The sequence below is a fragment of the Micromonospora sp. A202 genome, from assembly GCF_006715105.1.
Taxonomy (GTDB): Bacteria; Actinomycetota; Actinomycetes; order Mycobacteriales; family Micromonosporaceae; genus Micromonospora; species Micromonospora zamorensis.
On sequence record NZ_VFMP01000001.1, the window covers coordinates 15,123 to 30,948 of the forward strand.

The following is a 15,826-nucleotide window of genomic DNA, read 5'->3' on the forward strand; positions in this document are numbered from 1 at the left end:
CGCTGTACGCCGGACCAGCGGCATCCCGATAGCCCCTACCACGGCTTTCGAACACATGTACGATGAGCGCCATGGCGGCAGCAGCGAGTTCCCTCGGCCGGTCCGGAGCCCTCGAAATCACCCGGCGGTTGGCGGCGATCTGTGGCCCGCCGTTCTCCCGGCCGGGTGGGCCGGCCGACGAGGTGGCGGGGCGGCCGGCGCGGTGGGTGGCGGTGCCGGGCGGCCCGCACGCCGCTGCCGAGGTGCTGCGGCTGGCTGCCGCGCACGACCTGGCGGTCGTGCCCAGAGGCGCCGGCACGAAGATCGACTGGGGTGCCACGCCGGTTCAGGTCGACATCATGCTCGACACCGGCCGGCTGGCCGGCATCGGCCACGAGCCGGTCGGCGCGATGGTGGCCGAGGTGGGCGCCGGCACCCCACTGCGGGCGGTGCAGGCCACGCTGGAGCGCACCGGGCAGCGACTGGCGATGGATGCCCCTTCACCCGGCGCGACTCTCGGTGGGGTGCTCGCCGCGGGCGAGGCCGGCCCGCTGCGCCACCGTCACGGCAGCCCGTGCGACCAACTGCTCGGTGTCCGCTACCTCGCCGCCGACGGTGAGCTGGTGAGCGCCGGGGGTGGCGCGCCCGGGCTCGACCTGGCCCGGCTGCTCTGCGGCTCCCAGGGCGCGCTCGGTGTGCTGGTCTCGGCGACCCTGCGGGTGCAGCCGTTGCCAGCCAGCCGACTCTGGGTGTCCCGCCCGGTGTGGACACCGCTGGAGGTGCACGACCTGGTCCGGACGATCCTCGCCGCCCGGCTGGAGCCGTCGGCCATCGAGCTGGACCTGCCCGGAGGCACACCACGGCCGCGCACCCCGTACCCGCCCGGTCACCCGGCGGCCACCGCCCGGGAGCGCCACCCGTCGATGTCCGGCCGGGCCGGTGCGCCGTCCCGGGCGGGCAGCCTGGTGGTGCTGTTGGAGGGCGGCCCCGCCGACGTCACCGAACGCGCCGAGCGCCTGGTCGGCCTGCTGCACGGGGAGGCAACGATCGCCCACTCCGCGCCGACGTGGTGGCGTCGCTACCCGTTCGCGCCCGGCGACACGGCGCTGCGCCTGGAGGTGCCGATCGGTGACCTGCACGCCGCCGTCTACGCGCTGCGTGACGCGGCCGGCGCACCGGTGCCGGTGCGTGGGTCCGCCGGGCTGGGCGTGGTGCACGCGGCACTGCCCGGCGCGATGGCCCCCGATCGGGTGGCGTCCATCCTGGCCGCCGTCCGAGGGGTGTTGTTGGCCCGGCAGGGTCGTTGCGTGGTGGTCTCCGCGCCGACGGCTGTCCGGAGGTCCGTCGACCTGTGGGGCGAGCTGGCCGGCCTGGCCCAACTGCGGGCCGCCAAGGAGCACCTCGATCCGGAACACCGCCTCGCCCCAGGGCGCCTCCCCGGCGGTCTGTGAGCCCCGCCCGGGTCGGTCAGTCCATCCACCAGCGGTGCATGTCCAGCAGCGGTGGGGTGAAGCGGGCCACCAGCACCAGCAGAGTGCCAACCGCCCCGGTCAACAGCAACGCTCGGGTCGCCCGGGGCAGGGCCTCGCGCTCCCTGGCGACAACTGCCACCGCGACGAGCGCCAGCGGCGGCCCGAGCACCGCTCCGACCAGATAGAGCACCGCAACCGGGGCGTGCAGCCAGAAGAACAGCATGTCCTTCGGGTCGTACGCGCCGGTCAGCATCTCGGCCGGGCCGACGCCAGCGGTCGCCATCCGAACCAGGTAGGACAGCAGCACGGCCAGGAATCCGCCGACGGTCGCCAGTTGCGCGGCGACCAGGGCCCGGACCGCCGGCCGGGAGTACGGCGTGGCCTGCACGACAGTCGACATGAGCGTCAATCTACCGAGCGGCCCCGGAATCCGGCTGCCGCAGACGGCGGTCAGGTCGCGTCGTTGCGAAGCACCAGGATGGCGATGTCGTCCCGGGGTGGCTCGACCGAGAAGTTGATCGCGGCGGAGCGCAGTCGGGCGGCCACCACATCGGCTGAATATCCGGCCAGGGGCGCGGCGGCGTCCCGCAGGCGGTCGGTGCCGAACAGCTCCCGGCCCCGCCGGCGCTCGGTGACGCCATCGGTGTAGAAGATCAGCGAGTCGCCCGGCGCGAGCGCGATCTTCGCGGTCGGCGAGGTGATCGTGTCGAGCAGGCCGAGTGCGGTGCCGCCGGTGCCGACGAACCCCGCGCCGCCCGTACCGGCCAGCAGCACCGGCCGGTCATGTCCGGCCAGGTGCAGCGACACGTCCAGCTGGTCGCCCTCGCCCGGGCCGACCGCCGCCAGCGCCAACGTGCAGTACCGGCCGCCACCCCGCTCGACCAGCGTCTCGTTGAGCCGCGCCAACGCCTCCGGCAGCGGCTTGCCGTCGCCGACGAGGACCCGGATCACGTCCCGGACCAGCCCGGTCACCGCAGCGGCCTGGACACCCTTGCCCGAGACGTCGCCGATCACCACCAGCCAACGCCCGTCGGGCAGCGGCACCACGTCGTAGAAGTCGCCGCCCACCTCGGCGTCGTCGCCGGTCGGGACGTACTCGGCCGCGAAGCCGATCCCGTCCACCAGCGGCAGCACCGGTGGCAACAGGGACTGCTGAAGCGTCTGCGCCACGCGGCGGCGCTCGGCGTGGATCCGGGCGTTCTCGATCGCCAGCGCGGCCCGGCGGGCCACGTCCTCCAACACGGCGACCTCGTCCGGGTCGTGCCGGTGTCGCTGGTGCCGCCCCACCGCCAGGGTGCCGAGCCGCTGCCCGCGGGCGATCAGCGGCACCGCAAAACCCTCCATCGGGCCGCCCAGGGGGATCTGTGCCGCGCTGCGGGACGCCTCGCGCAGGCGAGCCTGGATCGAGTCCGGCCCGGTCTCCGCCAGCACCTTGTGCAGTTGCGGAAGCATCGACTCGTCGGCGTGGCTGGCCGCTGCCAGCCGCAGTCGGCCCCACTCGTCGGTGGTGTGCACCGCGCACCACTGGCCGAGCCGCGGCACCACCAACTGCGGCACCAGCGCCATGGTCAGGTCGACATCCAGCGACTGGGCGAGCAGCTCACTGGCCTCGGCCAGGAACGTCAGCCACACCTGCCGGCGGATGTCGGTCCTGCGCAGCCGGTCGTTCTCCAGGTGCAGCGACAGCCGCTCGGCGGTCAGCACCGCCAACGGCCGGGCGTACGCCGACGGCGCCGCGTCCAGCTCCAGCTCCCCGGCGTACGGGCGGTGCACCGTCAACGGCACCCGGAGCAGGTCGCTGCCGGGGCGGGGCGGCCGACCGAAGCGGGCCAACACCTGACGGCCCTGCCCGTCGCCCCGGTCGAGGCGGATCGAGCCCCCGGCCGCGCCCACCATCTCGGCGACGCGGCTGAGCAGGTTGGTGGCGAAGTCGGGCAGCGGATCGTCCGCGTACAGGTCGGGGGCGGTCTGCATGAGTTCGCTCATCGCGCTGGCGCTCGGCGTGGACCCGTCCGCGCTGGTGGCAGGCCCGGCGCTGGCCGGGGTCGACCCGCCGGCCGCGGTGCCCTCGGCCGGCGGCTCGGTGCCGGGACGGTCCAGGCGGAACCAGACGCCCTTCCCGGTGGGCAGGTACGTCGTGCCCCAGCGGCTGGCGAAGTGGTCGACCAGCAGCAGGCCCCGGCCCCGCTCGGAGACCTCGTTGATCTCGGTGGAGTCGTTGCGGGCACCGACGGTCAGCTCGTCACCGGAGCCGGGCGCGAAGTCGGAGACGGTGACGGTCAGCCCGATCTCGTCGGCGACGACCTCGATGTCCAACTCGGTGCGCGCGTGCTCCACGGCGTTGGTGGTCAGCTCGGTGGTGAGCAGCAGGGCCTCGTTGGCCAGCTCGTCGAGGTGTGACTCGGTCAACACCGAGCGGACCACGGCGCGGGCGGCGGCCGGCGTACGACGGTCTGCGGGCAGGCGGACACGCCGGACCGCCCCGTCCCGGGCCCCGGCCGTCGCGGGCCCCGCCTTGGCTGACACCCCCGTATCCTCCACCGTCCCCCTGCCGGGTGCCAAGCTGATCACCTTGTCGCGCCTCTCTCCCTGGCGGAGGAAGCGCACGCACCGTATCAACGCTTCCAGTAGAGCAGGGGCCCCTTCCGGCCAGCGCACCCTTCGTTGGTATGCGTCGGTCGGGCGGGTTCGGCACCGCTGCGAGGTCTGCGGCGGGCTGTGCCGGATCGGCCTCCGTCGAGCCGGTCCGGATGGCGATCCGGGCCACCTGGCGGGTCGCGCACCCTGGCACTACGGCTCGCGCGGGCACAATATGGGGTGCCGGTGTGTCCGCACGGACCGGCGCCCCCCGAGTTGAGCGAGGAATGATGACCACGGCGAAGCAGTCGGTGGCGGATCCGTCCGCGCCCGACCACGAGGCGCTCCTCGGTGAGTTGACCGAGGCACTGCGACGGATCGGTCGCGGCGACCTGAAGGTCCGGCTTCCCCGCCGCGCCGGCAAGGCGGGTGAGGTGGCGGACGCCTTCAACGAGGTGGTCTCGCTCCAGGAGCGTCATCATCTGGACCTGCGGCGGATCAGCCGGATCGTCGGTCGCGACGGCCGGCTCACCGAGCGGCTGGACGACGAGGGGCTGGACGGCTCCTGGGCGGAGGGGCAGCGGGCGATCAACTCGCTGATCGACGATCTGGGCCGACCGACCACCGAGATCGCCCGGGTCATCGTGGCGGTCGCGGACGGCGACCTGTCCCAGCACATGGCGTTGGAGATCGACGGCCGGCCGCTGCGCGGTGAGTACCTGCGCATCGGGCGCACCGTGAACACGATGGTCGACCAGTTGTCCTCGTTCTCGAACGAGGTGACCCGGGTGGCCCGTGAGGTCGGCACCGAGGGCAAGTTGGGGGGCCAGGCCGACGTTCGGGGCGTCGCCGGCACCTGGAAGGACCTCACCGACTCGGTGAACACCATGGCGTCGAACCTCACCGGCCAGGTGCGGTCGATCTCGCAGGTGGCGACGGCGGTGGCCAAGGGCGACCTGTCGCAGAAGATCACGGTGGGCGCGCGCGGTGAGGTCGCCGAGTTGGCGGCCACGATGAACTACCTCACCGACACGCTGCGGCTCTTCGCCGAGCAGGTGACCCGGGTGGCCCGCGAGGTGGGCACCGAGGGCAAGCTGGGCGGCCAGGCCGAGGTGCCGAACGTGGCCGGCACGTGGAAGGACCTGACCGACAGCGTCAACTCGATGGCGTCGAACCTGACCGCCCAGGTCCGCAACATCGCCCAGGTGTCGACGGCGGTGGCGCGCGGTGACCTGTCGCAGAAGATCACGGTGGCGGCGCAGGGCGAGATCCTGGAGCTGAAGGACACCGTCAACACGATGGTGGACCAGTTGTCGTCGTTCGCCGACGAGGTGACCCGGGTGGCCCGTGAGGTGGGCATCGAGGGCAAGCTGGGCGGTCAGGCCCAGGTGCGGGGCGTCTCCGGCACCTGGCGGGACCTCACCGAGAACGTCAACCAGCTCGCCGGCAACCTGACCAGCCAGGTCCGCAACATCTCCCAGGTCTCCACCGCCGTGGCGAAGGGCGACCTGTCGCAGAAGATCACTGTCGACGCCCAGGGCGAGATCCTGGAGCTGAAGAACACCGTCAACACGATGGTCGACCAGTTGTCGTCGTTCGCTGACGAGGTGACCCGGGTGGCCCGTGAGGTGGGCACCGAGGGCAACCTGGGTGGTCAGGCGCAGGTGAAGGGCGTCAGTGGCACGTGGCGCGACCTCACGGACAACGTGAACTCGATGGCGTCGAACCTGACCAGCCAGGTCCGCAACATCGCCTCGGTGACCACCGCCGTGGCGAAGGGTGACCTGTCGCAGAAGATCACCGTGGACGCGCGGGGCGAGATCCTGGAGCTGAAGTCGACCGTCAACACGATGGTCGACCAGTTGTCGTCGTTCGCCGACGAGGTGACCCGGGTGGCCCGTGAGGTGGGCACCGAGGGCAAGCTCGGCGGCCAGGCCCAGGTGCGTGGCGTCGCCGGCACCTGGCGGGACCTGACCGACAACGTGAACTCGATGGCGTCGAACCTGACCGCCCAGGTCCGCAACATCGCCCAGGTCTCCACGGCGGTGGCGAAGGGTGACCTGTCGCAGAAGATCACGGTGGACGCGCGGGGCGAGATCCTGGAGCTGAAGTCGACTGTCAACACGATGGTCGACCAGCTGTCGTCGTTCGCCGACGAGGTGACCCGGGTCGCCCGCGAGGTGGGCACCGAGGGCAAGCTCGGCGGTCAGGCGCAGGTCAAGGGTGTCAGTGGCACCTGGCGGGACCTGACCGACAACGTGAACTCGATGGCCTCGAACCTGACCAGCCAGGTCCGCAACATCGCCTCGGTGACCACCGCCGTGGCAAAGGGCGACCTGTCGCAGAAGATCACCGTGGACGCCCAGGGCGAGATCCTGGAACTCAAGTCGACTGTCAACACGATGGTCGACCAGCTGTCGTCGTTCGCCGACGAGGTGACCCGGGTCGCCCGTGAGGTCGGCATCGAGGGCAAGCTGGGCGGTCAGGCGCAGGTGAAGGGTGTTTCCGGCACCTGGCGGGACCTCACCGAAAACGTCAACCAGCTCGCCTCGACGCTGACCACGCAGTTGCGGGCCATCGCCCAGGTGTCCACGTCGGTGACCCGGGGTGACCTGACCCAGCGGATCGCCGTCAAGGCGCAGGGCGAGGTCGCCGAGCTGAAGGACAACATCAACCAGATGATCGTCACCCTCCGGGAGACGACCAAGAAGAACGCCGAGCAGGGCTGGTTGGACTCCAACCTGGCCCGCATCGGCGGCCTCTTGCAGGGCCAGCGCGACCTCGGCGAGGTCTGCCGCATGATCATGACGGAGGTGACCCCGCTGGTCGAAGCCCAGCTCGGAGCCTTCTTCCTGGCCGACGACACCGACGGCAGCATGCGACTGCGGCTCACCTCCTCGTACGGGTACGTGGCACGGGGCAACGACGTGACCTTCGGGCCGGGCGAGGGGCTGGTCGGGCAGACCGCGCTGTCCCGCCGCACGATCCGGGTCAGCGCCTCCCCGAACAGCCGGCTCACCCTGCGTTCGGGTCTGGCCGAAACGCCCCCGTCCGACCTGGTGGTGCTCCCCGTGCTCTTCGAGGGCGAGCTGCTCGGCGTGATCGAGTTCGCCAGCGTGTCGGCCTTCTCCGACCTGCACCTCGCGTTCCTGGAGCGGCTGGTGCTCACCATCGGCATCGCGGTGAACACCATCCAGGCCAACCGGCGTACGGAGGAGCTGCTGGCCCAGTCGCAGCGGCTGGCGCACGAGATGCAGGAACAGTCGGCGGAGTTGCAGCGCACCAACGCCGAGCTGGAGGAGAAGGCCACTCTGCTCTCCGAGCAGAAGGGCAACATCGAGACGAAGAACCGGGAGATCGAGCTGGCCCGGCTGGGCCTGGAGGAGAAGGCGCAGCAGTTGACCCGCGCCTCGGCCTACAAGTCCGAGTTCCTGGCCAACATGAGCCATGAGCTGCGTACGCCGCTGAACTCGTTGCTGCTGTTGGCCCGCCTGCTGGCGGAGAACTCGGAGCAGAACCTCAGCCCGAAGCAGATCGAGTTCGCCCGGACCATCCACGGGTCCGGCTCGGACCTGCTGCGCCTGATCGACGACATCCTCGACCTGTCCAAGATCGAGGCGGGCCGGATGGACGTCGAGCCGACCGAGATCCGCTTCGCCGAGCTGCGTGGCTACGTCGAGCAGGCGTTCGCGCCGCAGGCCGAGGAGAAGAACCTGGACTTCCAGGTACGCGTCAGCAAGGATCTGCCGCCGGCGTTGGTGACCGACGCGCAGCGGTTGCAGCAGATCCTGCGCAACCTGCTCTCCAACGCGGTGAAGTTCACCGACAACGGTGCGGTGACGCTGCGGATCGCCCCGGCGGCGGAGAACGCGGTCTTCGACGTGCCGGCGCTGACCAACGCCCAGCAGGTCATCGCGTTCACCGTGATCGACACCGGGATCGGCATCTCCGACGACAAGTTGTCGATCATCTTCGAGGCGTTCCAGCAGGCGGACGGCACGACCAGCCGCCGCTACGGCGGCACCGGCCTGGGCCTGTCGATCAGTCGCGACCTGGCCCGCCTGATCGGCGGCACCATCACCGTGTCGTCCGCGCCCGGTCAGGGTTCGACGTTCACCCTGTTCGTGCCGCAGGTGCTGGCTCCGGACGCGGTGGTCGCGCCCCAGGCTCCGTCTCCGCAGCGCGCCGGTCTGCCGTCGTCGCTGCTGATGCCGCCGCTGGAGCTGTTGTCGGAGCGGCCGGAGGCACCGGTCACCCGCCAACTTGACGGCGCCACCGTGCTGATCGTGGATGACGACGTCCGCAACGTCTTCGCCTTGACCAGCGCGTTGGAACTGCACGGGATGACCGTGCTGTACTCGGACAACGGAGCGGACGGTGTCCGTCTGCTGGCCGAGCATCCGGAGGTGGACATCGTGCTGATGGACGCCATGATGCCCGACCAGGACGGTTACGAGACGACCCGCCAGATCCGCCGCAACCATCGCTTCGCCGACCTGCCGGTGGTGTTCCTGACCGCGAAGGCGATGCCGGGTGACCGGGAGTCGGCGCTCGCTGCCGGGGGCAGCGACTACATCACCAAGCCGGTCGACCTGGACGACCTGATCGAGCTGATGTCGTCCTGGATCAACGGCAGCCGGACCGAGGAGACTTCGTGACCCAGATGGCCAAGGCGCTGCTCGTGGACGACCGGCGGCAGAATCTGACGGCCCTGGAGGCGATCCTCCAGGGCCTGCCGGTCCAGTCCGTGGCGGTGGAGAGCGGTGAGGCGGCCCTCAAGCAGCTGTTGGTGGACGACTTCGCGGTGATCCTGCTGGACGCGCAGATGCCGGACATGGACGGCTTCGAGACGGCGAGCCACATCAAGCGCCGTGAGCGGACCAGGCACGTGCCGATCATCTTCCTGACGGCCGCTGACCGGGATGCCCAGCTCGCTCTCCGGGGCTACCAGGTGGGCGCGGTGGACTACCTGACGAAGCCGTTCGACCCGTGGGTGCTGCGCGCCAAGGTGTCGGTCTTCGTCGAGCTGTGGGTGAAGACCCGGCAGCTGGCCGCCCAGTCCGACCTGGTTCGGGAGCGCGACACGCAGTGGCGCAGGCTCACCGACGCGGTCGACGAGGCGACCACCCTGCTGCGGTCCGACGACGGGGAGGCCCGTGACCGGGCGGTGAGCATGTTGGAGCAGGCCCGCTGGGGCAACACCGCCTGACGCGGCGGGGCGGGTCGGGTCAGCCGGTGGGCTGGTCGTTGCGGATCATCAGGGCGCTGCGGAGGCCCGTGATGTCCAGGACGCGGATGAGGAAGTCACCCACGTGGGTCAGCATCAGCAGGCTCTGCGCGTGGCTGGCCTTGCGGCTGAGCACGACCAGGGTGCCCAGGCCCTGCGAGTCGCAGAAGGTGACGCCGCCGAGGTCGAGGACGATCTTCGGCGGCGGGTCGGCCAGCACCTCGTTGACGACTGTCGAGAGCTGCGCGGCCGTGAGCATGTCGATCTCACCGGCCAGGCGAAGCACAGCTTCGTCACCCGTCCGGTGTAGCGTGATGGACAGCTCGGCACGATCCACCCGGTCAGCCTAGCGCGATCCGACCGGTCCGGCCTGTTGAGGCCGCGAGCCGTCGCCGTCCAGGCCGAGCCCCCCGCATGTCGACGCTGCTGGCGGGTGCCGGCCACAGGTGAGCCTGGTAACCCCACCGCGGGGTGGCTGCTGGTGGGCCGTTCGTCGCTGACACAATGGCGGCATCGTGACCGACATATTTCCAGCCGGATCCGGCCGCTACCCGGCCGACGCGCCGGCCTCCGAGGCCCTGTTCGACCGCGCCCGCGCCATCGTGCCGGGCGGGGTGAACTCCCCCGTGCGCGCCTTCCAGGCGGTCGGCGGCACGCCGCGTTTCATGGTCCGTGGCGAGGGCCCGTGGCTGTACGACGCCGACGGCCGCCGCTACGTCGACCTGGTCTGCTCCTGGGGTCCGCTGATCCTCGGGCACGCACACCCGGAGGTGGTGGAGGCCGTGCAGGCTGCCGCTGCCCGGGGCACCAGCTTCGGCACTCCCACCCCGGGTGAGGTGGAGCTGGCCGCCGAGCTGGTCGACCGCACCCCGATGGAGCAGGTTCGCCTGGTCAACTCGGGCACCGAGGCCACCATGTCGGCGATCCGGCTGGCTCGTGGCTTCACCGGTCGCTCCAAGATCATCAAGTTCGCTGGTTGCTACCACGGGCATGTCGACGCCCTGCTCGCCGCCGCCGGATCCGGCGTGGCCACCCTGGGCCTGCCCGACTCGCCCGGCGTGACCGGTGCGGCGGCCAGCGAGACCATCGTGCTGCCCTACAACGACATCCGGGCTGTCGAGGAGGCGTTCGCCGCCGAAGGCCCGCACATCGCAGCGGTGATCACCGAGGCGGCAGCCGGCAACATGGGTGTGGTCGCCCCCCGCGACGGCTTCAACCAGCAGCTCGCCCGGATCGCGCACGCGCACGGCGCCCTGCTCGTGGTGGACGAGGTGATGACCGGGTTCCGGGTGTCCCGCGCCGGGTGGCACGGCCTCGACGCCTCCGACGCCGACCTGTGGACGTACGGCAAGGTCATGGGTGGCGGCCTGCCCGCCGCCGCCTTCGGCGGGCGTGCGGACATCATGGCGCGACTCGCCCCGGCCGGCCCGGTCTACCAGGCCGGCACGCTCTCCGGTAACCCCCTCGCGTGCGCCGCCGGCCTGGCCACGCTGCGACTCGCCGACGAGTCGCTCTACCGCAAGCTCGACGACACGGCCGCCGTCGTGGGCAAGCTGGCGTCCGACGCGCTGGGCGCCGCCGGGGTTCCACACCGACTGTCGTACGCGGGCAGCATGTTCTCGATCTTCTTCACGGACGCCGACGTGATCGACTACGACAGCGCCCGCACTCAGCAGGTGCCGGCGTTCAAGGCGTTCTTCCACGCGATGCTCGCCGCCGGCGTCTACCTGCCGCCGAGCGCGTTCGAGTCATGGTTCGTGTCGGCGGCGATCGACGACGTCGCTCTGGAGCACATCGCCGACGCGCTGCCGACGGCGGCGAACGCGGCGGCAGCGGCTGGCCACGGGGGGTAGTGAGCGGTGAGCAAGACGGTGGTCCACGTGCTCCGGCACGGCGAGGTGTACAACCCCGACCAGATTCTCTACGGTCGGCTGCCCGGTTTCCGCCTCTCTGAGCTGGGCGTGCAGATGGCCAAGGCCGCCGCTGAGGGCCTGGCCGAGCGAGAGATCGTGCACGTGGTGGCCAGTCCGCTGGAACGCGCGCAGCAGACCGCCGAGCCGATCGCGGCCCAGTTCGGGCTCCCGGTCGGGGTGGACGAGCGGCTGATCGAGAGCGCCAACTGGTTCGAGGGCAAGAAGGTGTCGCCGGGCGACGGGTCGTTCCGTGACCCGCGCAACTGGTGGGTGCTGCGCGACCCGATGACCCCGTCCTGGGGCGAGGCCTACCGGGTGATCGCCGAGCGGATGTTCGCCGCCGTGCAGGCCGCCCGGGTCGCCGCCGAGGGGCGCGAGGCGGTGCTGGTGTCGCACCAGCTTCCCATCTGGACGCTGCGCCGCTACGTCGAGCGCAAGCGGCTCTGGCACGACCCGCGCAAGCGACAGTGTGGGCTGGCGAGCCTCACCTCGTTCCACTTCGACGACGCGAAGGTGGTGGGCATCGGCTACAGCGAGCCGGCCGCGCACCTGATCGCCCTCTCCGCGACCGCCCGGACGGCCAAGGGAGCCTGATGAACGCCCGGAGGTGGACCGCCGGTCTGCTCGCCGCCGTCGCCGCGGTGGCGCTGGTCGGCTGCACGTCGAAGGGGCAGGAGAAGACCTGCACGACCACCACCGACGGGATCTTCGAGTGCGCACCGGACCAGCGCTCCGCACCCCCGAAGGTCGCCGGTGAGCTGCTGCTCGGCGGCACCTACGACGTCAGCCAGGCTCGCGGGCAGGTGGTCGTGGTCAACTTCTGGGGTTCCTGGTGCGCGCCGTGCCGTGCCGAGGCGGACGACCTGGAAGCCGTCTACCAGGCCACCAAGGGTTCCGGGGTGAGCTTCCTCGGCATCAACGTCCAGGATTCGCGGGACAAGGCCAAGGCGTTCGAGAAGGGCCGGGTCACCTATCCGAGCCTGTTCGACCCGTCGAGCAAGACGGCACTCGCGCTGGACATCCCGCCGAACAGCGTGCCGGCGACGGTGGTGCTCGACCGGGACGGTCGGATCGCCGCGGTGATCCGGGCCGCCGTCAAGCAGGAGGGCCTGCAACCGATCGTCGAGCGGATCGCGGCTGAGAAACCGGCGCCCAACTGATGGGCGAGACCTTCCGGGAGCTGGCCCTGAGCGGGCCGCTGCTGCTCGCCATCGGCGCGGCAGCGCTCGCCGGCCTGGTCAGCTTCCTCTCCCCGTGCGTGCTCCCACTCGTCCCCGGCTACCTCTCGTACGTCACCGGCCTGGCCGGTGCCGATCTCGAAGGCCGTGCACGGCAGGGCACCTCGTCGACCCCTGCGGCAGCGGAAGCCGCCGAGGTCGCCGAGGCCGGCGACCGCGGAGGCGTCGCGGTCCGGGAGCGGATCGCGCGGGTCGGTGCCGTCAAGGGCCGGGTGCTCGCGGGCACGCTGCTCTTCATCGCCGGCTTCACCGCCGTCTTCGTCGCCACGGCGGTCCTGTTCGCCGGCATCGGCCAGGTCTTCTTCGAGTACGAGCGGCAGCTCGAAATCGTCGTCGGCGCGTTGATCATCGTGCTCGGGTTCGGCTATCTCGGGATGATCCCCGCCCTGCAACGGGAGTTCCGGATCTCCCGGCTGCCGTCGGCCGGGCTGCTCGGCGCACCGGTCTTCGGCGCGGTCTTCGCACTCAGCTGGGTGCCCTGCACGGGCCCCACCCTCGGCGCCGTGATGGGCATGGCCACCGCCTCCGGGCAGAGCGACCGTGCCGTGGTGCTCGCCGTGGCGTACTGCCTCGGGTTGGGGATACCGTTCATCGTCTTCGGGCTGGGCTTCCAACGCCTGCTCGGGGTCTTCCGCGCCGTTCGGCGCAACAGCCGCTGGGTCACCCGGGTCGGCGGCGCCCTGCTCATCCTGATCGGCCTCGCGCTGGTCACCGGCGGATGGCAGAGCTTCGTGATCTGGTTGCAGACCACCGTCGGGGTGGGCGAGGTGAGCATCTGATGACGGTCGTCGACGACCGGCCGGAGACCGTGGCGCCAGCGCCACGCCGTCGGCCGAACCGCCTCCTGGCGCTGCTGCGCAACTCGTGGCGGCAGTTGACCAGCATGCGTACGGCGCTGATCCTGCTCTTCCTGCTCGCGATCGCGGCCATCCCCGGCTCGGTGCTGCCGCAGCGCGGGATCAGCCCGGAGAAGGTCAACGAGTACTTCGTCGACCACCCGGACTGGGCTCCCCGACTGGACCGCATCGGCGCTTTCGAGGTCTTCGGCTCGGTCTGGTTCTCCGCGATCTACCTGCTGCTGTTCACGTCCCTGATCGGCTGCATCACGCCCCGACTGCGGGACCACATCCGGGCCTTGCGGTCCCGCCCGCCGGCCGCGCCGAAGCGGATGGCGCGGCTGCCGCAGCACACAGTGCTGCCCGCCCCGCCCGGCGGCGCGACGGCGATCGCCGAGGTGCTGCGCAAGCGCCGCTGGCGGGTGGAGGTCCGTGGCGACGAGGTCTCCGCCGAGAAGGGCTACCTCAAGGAGACCGGCAACCTGCTGTTCCACACGTCGTTGATCGCGGTGCTGATCAGCGTCGCCCTCGGCTCGTGGTACGGCTGGAGCGGCAACCGACTGCTGGTGGCGGGCGCGGACAACGCGTTCTGCAACACCCGGCAGCAGTACGCCGAGGCGAAGCTCGGCCCCCAGGTGGACAGCGCCGACCTGCCCCGCTTCTGCCTGCGGCTGGACGACTTCGAGGCCCGATTCCTGCCGTCCGGTCAGCCGGAGTTCTTCAATGCCACGGTCACCGTCGACGGCCCGGACGAGCCGACCCGCAGCGCCGACTTCTCGGTGAACTCGCCGCTGCGCCTCGCCGACGCGAGCGTCTACCTGCTCGGCCACGGGTACGCCCCGGTGATCCGCTACACCGACCGGTTCGGCAACAGCCAGATCAGCGACGAGCCGTTCCTCACCACCGGCGACATGGGGCTGACGAGTGAAGGGCTGGCCGCCTTCCCGGACGCGAACGTCGACCCGTCCACCGGCCAGCGCGCAGCGGACGAGCAGATGGCGTTCACCGGCATCTACCTGCCTACCGCACCCGAGCAGGCGCCGTTCGCCCGCTCGGAATACCCGACCGAGCGCAACCCGGCACTGAACCTGGTCGCCTACCGGGGCAACCTCGGCCTGGACGCCGGCATCCCCGGCTCGGTCTACCAGCTCGACCAGCGGCAGGTGCGGACCGGCAAGGTCCAGGAGGTCGGCACCAAGCTGCTCCGCAAGGGCGAGACCTGGAAGCTGGACGACGGCACCACTGTCGAGTTCCTGGGCACCGAGCGGTACGTCACCCTCTCCATCCGACACGACCCCGGCGCGACGCCACTGCTGATCAGCTGCGGCTTCCTGCTGGTCGGCCTGATGGGCTCGCTGTTCGGGCGACGCCGCCGGGTGTTCTTCCGGGTGGTGCCGGCCGACCCGGCGGAAGGATCTCCGACGGGCGGTAGTAGCTTGATGGAGGCCGGTGGGTTGCCGCGCACCGACTATCCAGGGTTCGCCGACGAGTTCGCCCAGCTCATCGCCGAGGTCAACGGCGACGAACGGGCGGCTGAGCGGGCCAGCACGGGCGCTGACTCCAGTGACCGGGCCGGCGTACGAGAAGGAGCCGAGTGATGTCCGCACTCTCCGACAATCTGGTGACCTTCGCCATCCTGGCGTACCTGGTCGCGATGATCGGTCACGCCGTGGAGTACGCGTTGGGCAACGCGCGTACCCGGGTCGCCGCTGCGGCTCCGGTGCGCGAGCTGGTGGGTGCCGGCGGCGGCATCGTGCCGACGCCGCCCGCGCCCGTACCGTCGCAGCCCGGGGCCGACCGCTCCGCGCGACGGGCCCGCCTCGCCGGCCTGATCGGGGTGGGCGCCACCGCGGTCGCCGCCGTGCTGCACCTGGCGGCGCTGGTCACCCGTGGCCTCGCGGCCGACCGGATGCCGTGGGGCAACATGTACGAGTTCGTGCTCACGGTGACGTTCATCGGGGTCGCGGCCTGGCTGGTGGTGCTCTGGAAGCGGCCGTCGCTGCGCAAGCTCGGGCTGTTCCTCACGCTGGTGATGGTGCTGCTGGTCGCTACCGCCGAGCTGGTGCTGTACGTGCCGATCGTGCCGCTGGTGCCGGCACTGAACTCGTACTGGTTCGTCATCCACGTCTCGACCATCGTGTTCGCGTCCGGCATCTTCCTGCTCGGTGCGGTGCCGGCGGTCGGCTTCCTGATGCGCAACGGGTACGAGAACGGCAAGCGGAGCTTCCCGTACACCCTGGCCAAGCGGCTGCCCGCCGCGGCCGGGCTGGAGCGGTTGACCTTCACGCTGCACGCCTTCGCCTTCCCGATCTTCACCTTCGCGGTGATCGCCGGTGCCATCTGGGCCGAGGCGGCCTGGGGTCGGCCGTGGGGCTGGGACCCGAAGGAGACCTGGGCGTTCATCTCCTGGGTGGTGTACGCCGGTTACCTGCACGCCCGGGCCACGCCCAGCGTCAAACGCAACGTGGCCACCTGGCTCGCGGTGCTCGGCTTCCTCACCATGCTGATGAACCTGTTCGGCGTGAACATCTTCTTCACCGGCCTGCACTCGTACGGTGGGCTGGACTGACCCCGGCAACACGAT

Annotated in this window: 12 protein-coding genes; 9 read left to right on the forward strand and 3 right to left on the reverse strand. The window is 71.0% G+C overall.

The features are described from left to right. Positions 1 to 71 precede the first annotated feature (71 nt). Complete coding sequence (locus FBZ33_RS00085; RefSeq protein WP_099849824.1) at positions 72 to 1,430, forward strand: FAD-binding oxidoreductase; 1,359 nt, start codon at positions 72 to 74, stop codon at positions 1,428 to 1,430. 16 nt (positions 1,431 to 1,446) lie between these two features. Here FBZ33_RS00085 and FBZ33_RS00090 read toward each other — a convergent pair whose 3' ends face one another. Together FBZ33_RS00090 and FBZ33_RS00095 are read right to left on the reverse strand one after the other, a co-directional pair. Continuing rightward, positions 1,447 to 1,851 (reverse strand): hypothetical protein, encoded by a 405-nt coding sequence (locus FBZ33_RS00090; RefSeq protein WP_141907562.1) that lies wholly within the window; start codon positions 1,849 to 1,851, stop codon positions 1,447 to 1,449. Positions 1,852 to 1,901: 50 nt separating this feature from the next. After that, complete coding sequence (locus FBZ33_RS00095) at positions 1,902 to 3,977, reverse strand: SpoIIE family protein phosphatase (RefSeq protein ID WP_141907563.1); 2,076 nt, start codon at positions 3,975 to 3,977, stop codon at positions 1,902 to 1,904. Between the two features lie 341 nt (positions 3,978 to 4,318). Between FBZ33_RS00095 and FBZ33_RS00100 the strand changes: the two genes are divergently transcribed. After that, positions 4,319 to 8,686 (forward strand): HAMP domain-containing protein, encoded by a 4,368-nt coding sequence (locus FBZ33_RS00100; protein WP_141907564.1) that lies wholly within the window; start codon positions 4,319 to 4,321, stop codon positions 8,684 to 8,686. Further along, on the forward strand, positions 8,683 to 9,237 hold the full coding sequence (locus FBZ33_RS00105; protein ID WP_099849829.1) for a two-component system response regulator: 555 nt from the start codon (positions 8,683 to 8,685) through the stop codon (positions 9,235 to 9,237). Before FBZ33_RS00100 ends, FBZ33_RS00105 begins: the two co-directional genes overlap by 4 nt. 19 nt (positions 9,238 to 9,256) lie before the next feature. On the opposite strand, the gene FBZ33_RS00110 is transcribed toward FBZ33_RS00105, so the two are convergent. Continuing rightward, positions 9,257 to 9,592 carry an STAS domain-containing protein gene (locus tag FBZ33_RS00110; RefSeq protein ID WP_088951070.1) on the reverse strand — a complete coding sequence of 112 codons (336 nt, stop codon included), beginning with the start codon at positions 9,590 to 9,592 and terminating at the stop codon, positions 9,257 to 9,259. Positions 9,593 to 9,770: 178 nt separating this feature from the next. On the opposite strand from FBZ33_RS00110, the gene hemL reads away from it, so the two are divergent. From hemL to ccsB, 6 genes are read left to right on the forward strand one after another with little or no spacing between them, the layout of a single operon-like run. Continuing rightward, positions 9,771 to 11,108 (forward strand): glutamate-1-semialdehyde 2,1-aminomutase, encoded by a 1,338-nt coding sequence (gene hemL / locus FBZ33_RS00115; protein WP_088951071.1) that lies wholly within the window; start codon positions 9,771 to 9,773, stop codon positions 11,106 to 11,108. Positions 11,109 to 11,114: 6 nt separating this feature from the next. Beyond that, positions 11,115 to 11,762 carry a histidine phosphatase family protein gene (locus FBZ33_RS00120; RefSeq protein ID WP_099849835.1) on the forward strand — a complete coding sequence of 216 codons (648 nt, stop codon included), beginning with the start codon at positions 11,115 to 11,117 and terminating at the stop codon, positions 11,760 to 11,762. Further along, positions 11,762 to 12,328, forward strand: coding sequence for a TlpA disulfide reductase family protein (locus FBZ33_RS00125; protein ID WP_088951073.1), 567 nt, complete (start codon positions 11,762 to 11,764; stop codon positions 12,326 to 12,328). The genes FBZ33_RS00120 and FBZ33_RS00125 overlap by 1 nt, the downstream gene beginning before the upstream one ends. Next, positions 12,328 to 13,185: a cytochrome c biogenesis CcdA family protein gene (locus FBZ33_RS00130; RefSeq protein WP_141907565.1), complete on the forward strand. Its 858-nt coding sequence runs from the start codon at positions 12,328 to 12,330 to the stop codon at positions 13,183 to 13,185. Before FBZ33_RS00125 ends, FBZ33_RS00130 begins: the two co-directional genes overlap by 1 nt. Next, positions 13,185 to 14,840: a cytochrome c biogenesis protein ResB gene (locus tag FBZ33_RS00135; protein ID WP_141907566.1), complete on the forward strand. Its 1,656-nt coding sequence runs from the start codon at positions 13,185 to 13,187 to the stop codon at positions 14,838 to 14,840. Before FBZ33_RS00130 ends, FBZ33_RS00135 begins: the two co-directional genes overlap by 1 nt. Then, positions 14,840 to 15,811 carry a c-type cytochrome biogenesis protein CcsB gene (gene ccsB / locus FBZ33_RS00140; RefSeq protein WP_088951076.1) on the forward strand — a complete coding sequence of 324 codons (972 nt, stop codon included), beginning with the start codon at positions 14,840 to 14,842 and terminating at the stop codon, positions 15,809 to 15,811. The genes FBZ33_RS00135 and ccsB overlap by 1 nt, the downstream gene beginning before the upstream one ends. The last annotated feature ends 15 nt before the right edge of the window (positions 15,812 to 15,826 follow it).

Bases quoted from the DNA above. Each gene is read 5' to 3' on its own strand.
- FBZ33_RS00085 (WP_099849824.1), top strand. From the start codon at position 72: ATGGCGGCAGCAGCGAGTTCCCTCGGCCGGTCCGGAGCCCTCGAAATC.
- FBZ33_RS00090 (WP_141907562.1), bottom strand. From the start codon at position 1,851: ATGTCGACTGTCGTGCAGGCCACGCCGTACTCCCGGCCGGCGGTCCGG.
- FBZ33_RS00100 (WP_141907564.1), top strand. From the start codon at position 4,319: ATGACCACGGCGAAGCAGTCGGTGGCGGATCCGTCCGCGCCCGACCAC.
- FBZ33_RS00125 (WP_088951073.1), top strand. From the start codon at position 11,762: ATGAACGCCCGGAGGTGGACCGCCGGTCTGCTCGCCGCCGTCGCCGCG.
- FBZ33_RS00130 (WP_141907565.1), top strand. From the start codon at position 12,328: ATGGGCGAGACCTTCCGGGAGCTGGCCCTGAGCGGGCCGCTGCTGCTC.
- FBZ33_RS00135 (WP_141907566.1), top strand. From the start codon at position 13,185: ATGACGGTCGTCGACGACCGGCCGGAGACCGTGGCGCCAGCGCCACGC.
- ccsB (WP_088951076.1), top strand. From the start codon at position 14,840: ATGTCCGCACTCTCCGACAATCTGGTGACCTTCGCCATCCTGGCGTAC.